General features: G+C 41.6%; 2 protein-coding genes. Both read left to right on the top strand.

The genetic code is table 11. The annotated features are described in order from the left end of the window. The first annotated feature begins 278 nt into the window (after positions 1-278). The gene (locus CWB85_RS20880; RefSeq protein WP_138555931.1) at positions 279-2234 is read left to right on the top strand and encodes a polysaccharide biosynthesis protein; all 1956 of its coding nucleotides are present in this window, start codon (positions 279-281) and stop codon (positions 2232-2234) included. Between the two features lie 897 nt (positions 2235-3131). Next, a complete protein-coding gene (locus CWB85_RS20885) occupies positions 3132-4298 on the top strand; it encodes a nucleotide sugar dehydrogenase (protein ID WP_138555932.1) in 1167 nt (388 codons plus the stop codon). Positions 4299-4456: the final 158 nt, after the last annotated feature.

Below are 4456 nucleotides of genomic sequence, written 5' to 3' on the forward strand. Positions count from 1 at the left end.
GCTTTCTAAAAGGTCACCCTTCTAATGATCAAACAGTCAGCTCCTAGCTCCTAGCTCCTAGCTCCTAGCTCCTAGCTCCTAGCTCCTAGCTCCTAGCTCCTAGCTCCTAGCTCCTAGCTCCTATATTTCCATCCAAATCAATAACTAATGATTATGTATTGGTTTGTGGTGATTTTTTTCGTTTAGAGTTATAATTAATGAAATTTTAACAATTATAGGGCTACAGTATTAGCTCTTTGATTTTTTAACCAATAGTGTACAAGAAAAGGGAACTTGTTGTGGATAGTTTCATCCGATCTATTTTAAATGCCTCGCGTGCTAAAAAGCGTGCGATCACCTTGTTTATCGATTCACTTTTTATTGCTGCTGCATTTTGGCTTGCGCTTATTGTGCGTTTAGACAGCCTGGCACCATTTAGTGATGTGGGTAACTGGTTACTTTTAGCGATGTTAGTGCCCACAGGGTTACTCGCATTTATTAATTTAGGCTTATACCGCGCAGTATTGAGGTACATGAATGCTCAAGCATTATGGGCTATTGTACTGGGAACGGTTATTACCACGGCAAGCTTAGTATTGCTGTCGTTTTTTGTCGGTATTACTATTCCACGCACTATGCCGTTTATTTTTGCTTGGTTATGCTTATTGACAGTGGGCGGAGCACGTATAGTTGTGCGTGCGCTGATTGGTAAAATGGCCACTGTTAACAAAGAGTCAGTTATTATTTATGGTGCAGGCTCTGCTGGTAGGCAGCTTGCAACCGCCCTTGGTGCTGGGCCTGAATATTATGTGCGTGCTTTTATCGATGACGATGTAACCAAGCAAGGCTCGATCATTCAGGGTATTCCGGTTATTTGCTTTAAAGATATTTATGAGCTTATTAATAAAGGCAAAGCCAGTAAGGTTTTACTTGCATTACCGAGCGCTAGCCGTGCACGTCGTAAAGAAGTACTCGCCCAGCTTGAACCATTAACTATTAAAGTTTTATCTATCCCTGGTATGGCTGATGTGGTTGAAGGTAAAGCACAGCTTTCTGAATTTAGAGAAGTCGAAATTGAAGATTTACTAGGCCGTGACCCTGTAACGCCTAAACCTGAACTGATGGCTGCTAATATTACTGGCAAAGTGGTTATGGTAACTGGAGCTGGTGGCTCTATAGGCTCAGAGTTGTGTAGGCAGATAGTTAAACAAAAACCAAAAGCACTAATATTATTTGAAGTTAATGAGTTTGGTTTATATTCAATTGAAAAAGAGCTTAACGAATTCGTTACTAATAACCAGTTAGAGTTAGAGCTAATACCAATTATGGGCTCTGTGCAACGTATTAACCGTATCGAAACCGTAATGATGGCGTTTAAAGTGCAAACGGTTTACCACGCAGCAGCTTATAAGCATGTGCCTTTAGTTGAACATAATGTGGTTGAAGGTGTGCGTAATAATGTGTTTGGTACTTATTATGCTGCAAAGGCTGCGGTAAATGCCAAAGTTGAAACCTTTGTACTTATTTCGACCGATAAAGCAGTGCGCCCTACTAATGTAATGGGGGCAACTAAACGCATGGCTGAGCTGGTATTGCAAGGCTTGGCGCAAACTAAAGGTAAAGAGCATCGTACTCGTTTTTGTATGGTACGTTTTGGTAATGTACTTGGTTCGTCTGGCTCTGTTGTACCATTATTCCGTCGTCAAATTAAAGAAGGCGGCCCAATTACGCTAACCCACCAAGATATCACCCGCTTTTTTATGACCATACCTGAAGCCGCGCAGCTAGTAATTCAGGCAGGCTCTATGGGGAAAGGGGGCGATGTATTTGTGCTCGATATGGGCGACTCGGTAAAAATTAAAGATTTGGCCAGTAAGATGATCCGCCTGTCGGGCTTTGAAGTGAAAGACGAAAACAACCCACACGGTGATATTGAAATTTTATGTACAGGCCTACGCCCAGGTGAAAAGCTATATGAAGAGCTATTAATTGGCGATAACGTAGGCGAAACACCGCACGAACGTATTATGACCGCCAGTGAAGCAATGCTGCCACTACCTGAGCTAAAAGTATTTTTAGAAGCGTTTGATATTGCTTGCCATAACTTTGATCATGAAATGATCCGCCAGTTATTGTTAGATGCACCAACAGGCTTTAATCCTACAGATGGTATTTGTGATTTAGTATGGAATGCTAAAAAAAGTGCGCAACTTGAAAGCGCCCCTCAAGCGAACGTGGTTAATTTGAAGGGGTAAAGGGAAAATAAATAGCCGCGAGTTACGGGTTACGAGACATAATAAGAGCAAAGGGAAAAGGTTAGAGGTTAGAGGTTAGAGGTTGGGTGTCTTGGCTTTTGTGGGATCAGGCTTTAGCCGTGATTGTTTTTGGTTATGTGTTAAAGCTCATCGGCGCTAAAGCGCTCTCCTACAATCATTAAAAATTTTAGGCCTAGGGAAGTGACTAGGAGCTAGGATTCGTAGCCAGAAACTCGTTGCCCGCAGCCCATGGTTTTTCTCTCTGTGCAGCGAAGCGCCTCGGTGCTCTCGGTGGTAAAAAGTATTTTGTAGGCGCGGGTTTATCCCGCGCTTAGATAGTTAAAAGTGGTTTTCGTAGGAGCCGGCTTTAGCTGCGAAAAAGCAAAGATTCACCACAGAGAACGCAGAGTTCACAGAGGAAAGGGAAAAGGTTAAAGGTTCTAGGGAAGAGACTAGGGGTTAGGTGTCTTGGCTTCTGTGGGAACAGGCTTTAGCCGTGATTGTTTTTGGTTATGTGTTAAAGCTCATCGGCGCTAAAGCGCTCTCCTACAACCATTAAAGACTAGGAGCTAGGATTCATAGCTCGAAACTCGTTACTCGCAGCCCGTGGCTTTTCTCTCTGTGCAGCGAAGCGCCTCGGTGATCTCGGTGGTAAAAATTGTTTTGTAGGCTCGGGTTTATCCCGCGCGAAGAATTTAAGTGATTTATTCACAAAGAGGTGAAGAGGCGCTGCGCTGAAGAGGTTAAAGGTTAAAGGTTAAAGGAGTTAGGTGTTTTCATAGCTCGGAACTCGTTACCCGCAGCCCGTCTCCGGCAGCCCGTATTTTAATAGCTTTAGTGCTAAGCGGAATAAGCTTAAGCTTGGAAGCAAAATTTAAGATGTTTAAGGAATTTAAAATGAAAATTGCAGTTGTTGGTACAGGCTATGTGGGCTTGTCTAATGCGATGTTACTTGCGCAACATAATAAAGTAGTTGCACTTGATATTGATGAAAAAAAAGTTGCACTTTTAAAAGATAAGCAATCACCGATTGTTGATGTTGAAATTAGTGATTTTTTACAAAATAAACAACTCAACTTCACGGCTACCACTAACAAAGAGTCTGCACTTGTTGGTGCTGAATTTGTTATTATCGCCACGCCGACGGATTACGACCCGGAAACAAATTACTTTAATACCAACAGTGTTGAAGCTGTAATTAGTGATGTATTAAAAATTAACCCTGCAGCCACTATGGTGATAAAGTCGACTGTACCAGTTGGCTATACCCAATCAGTTAAAGCAAAGTTTGCGACTGACAATATTGTATTCTCGCCAGAGTTCTTGCGTGAAGGTAAAGCCCTTTACGATAACCTACACCCATCACGTATTATTGTGGGTGAGCAAAGTGAACGTGCTAAAACGTTTGCTAGTTTGCTAGCGCAAGGCGCAGTAAAGCAAGATATTGAAACTTTATTTACTGACTCAACGGAAGCTGAGGCAATTAAGCTGTTCTCTAATACTTACTTGGCTATGCGTGTTGCCTACTTTAATGAGCTTGATAGCTATGCTGAAAGCCATGGTTTAAATGCAAAGCAGATTATTCAAGGGGTAGGGTTAGATCCTCGTATTGGTAATCATTATAATAACCCGTCATTTGGTTATGGGGGTTATTGTTTACCTAAAGATACTAAACAGCTATTAGCAAACTATAAAGATGTGCCAAATAATATGATTGGCGCCATTGTTGATGCTAACACCACCCGTAAAGACTTTATTGCTAACTCAATAATTAAACGCAACCCTAAAGTGGTTGGCGTGTATCGCTTAGTAATGAAAACAGGTTCAGATAACTTTAGAGCCTCAGCTATTCAAGGCATTATGAAGCGTATTAAAGCGAAAGGCATTGAGGTAGTTGTTTATGAACCAGCATTACAAGAAGAAGCCTTTTTTAATTCACGAGTAATAAAAGATCTTAATGAGTTTAAACAGCTTGCAGATGTTGTGGTATCAAACCGTATGGTTGAAGAGCTAAGTGATATTGCAGATAAAGTATATACCCGCGACTTGTTTGGTAGTGATTAAAATAAAGGTCAAAGATAAAAGGTCAAAGGTTAGAAGTTAGAGGTTGGGTGTCTTGGCTTTTGTGGGAACAGGCTTTAGCCGTGATTGTTTTTGGTTATGTGTTAAAGCTCATCGGCGCTAAAGCGCTCTCCTACAACCATTAAAGACTAGGAGCTAGG

The organism is Pseudoalteromonas sp. S1727 (assembly GCF_005886375.1).
Lineage (GTDB): Bacteria > Pseudomonadota > Gammaproteobacteria > Enterobacterales > Alteromonadaceae > Pseudoalteromonas > Pseudoalteromonas haloplanktis.

Bases quoted from the DNA above. Each gene is read 5' to 3' on its own strand.
- CWB85_RS20885 (WP_138555932.1), top strand. From the start codon at position 3,132: ATGAAAATTGCAGTTGTTGGTACAGGCTATGTGGGCTTGTCTAATGCG.